Source organism: Butyricimonas hominis, assembly GCF_014287455.1.
GTDB lineage: Bacteria > Bacteroidota > Bacteroidia > Bacteroidales > Marinifilaceae > Butyricimonas > Butyricimonas muris.
Window position 1 is genome coordinate 1 of record NZ_JACOOH010000042.1, and the last position, 1,155, is coordinate 1,155.

The window sequence follows — 1,155 nt, forward strand, 5'->3', positions numbered from 1 at the left end:
CTTGAGTTCAACTTATAAATGCAACTTTTTGGGTGCGGATAATAAGCAATAAAAACATTTATTTTTCAGAGAGGAAAGAGAGACAATGTCCCCCTTTCTCTCACTCTGAATGGATAAAGTTTGCTATCTTTGCTTTAATTGTCCGTCCAAAGAAAAAAAAGTTGCAGATGAGCAAACATATAACCGAGGAACAAAGGTATGCAATTTCTATGATGTTGCAAATACCGATGAGCAAAAAAGCAATAGCGGAAGCTATCGGAGTAGATAAAAGCACTGTTTACAGGGAGATAAAGCGCAATTGCGACGCCCGAAGTGGTAGCTATAGCATGGAGCTTGCCCAGCGAAAAGCAGACAGGCGCAAGCAGCAAAAACATCGCAAGGAAGTGCTTACACCGGCAATGAGAAAACGGATAATAAAGCTGTTGAAGAAAGGATTCAGCCCGGAGCAGATTGTCGGCAGGAGCCGCTTGGAGGGAATTGCGATGGTATCTCACGAAACGATATATCGCTGGATTTGGGAGGATAAGCGGCGGGGTGGCAAACTGCACAAATATCTTCGCAGACAAGGTCGCAGGTATGCCAAACGTGGTTCTAAAAATGCAGGGCGAGGATTTATCCCAGGCAGGGTGGATATTGATGAGCGTCCCGAGATAGTGGAACTGAAGGAGAGATTTGGTGATTTAGAGATAGATACAATTATTGGTAAGAACCACAAAGGTGCCATTCTTACCATTAACGACAGAGCAACAAGCAGGGTCTGGATACGCAAGTTGTCGGGAAAAGAAGCCATCCCGGTAGCTAAGATTGCAGTATGGGCACTGCGGAAAGTGAAAAACTTAATACACACAATTACGGCTGACAATGGAAAGGAGTTTGCAAAGCACGAGGAAATTGCGCAAAAATTGGAAATAAAATTCTATTTTTGCAAACCATACCACTCATGGGAACGTGGTGCCAATGAAAACACCAACGGGCTTATCAGGCAGTATATCCCAAAGGGTAAGGACTTTAGTGAAGTAACCAACAAACAGATTAAGTGGATTGAAAATAAACTCAATAATCGACCTCGTAAAAGACTTGGATACCTCACGCCAAACGAAAAATTTAAACAAATTATTAATCAGAATTCTGTTGCATTTGCAAGTTGAATTCAGC

1 protein-coding gene is annotated in these 1,155 nt (G+C 42.3%); it reads left to right on the forward strand.

The genetic code is table 11. The features are described 5' to 3' along the window. Positions 1-167 precede the first annotated feature (167 nt). Positions 168-1,148 carry an IS30-like element IS4351 family transposase gene (locus H8S64_RS22080; protein WP_005794072.1) on the forward strand — a complete coding sequence of 327 codons (981 nt, stop codon included), beginning with the start codon at positions 168-170 and terminating at the stop codon, positions 1,146-1,148. The last annotated feature ends 7 nt before the right edge of the window (positions 1,149-1,155 follow it).

What these genes read in the sequence shown, in the direction of transcription:
- H8S64_RS22080 (WP_005794072.1), top strand. Translation starts at nt 168, where the DNA reads ATGAGCAAACATATAACCGAGGAACAAAGGTATGCAATTTCTATGATG.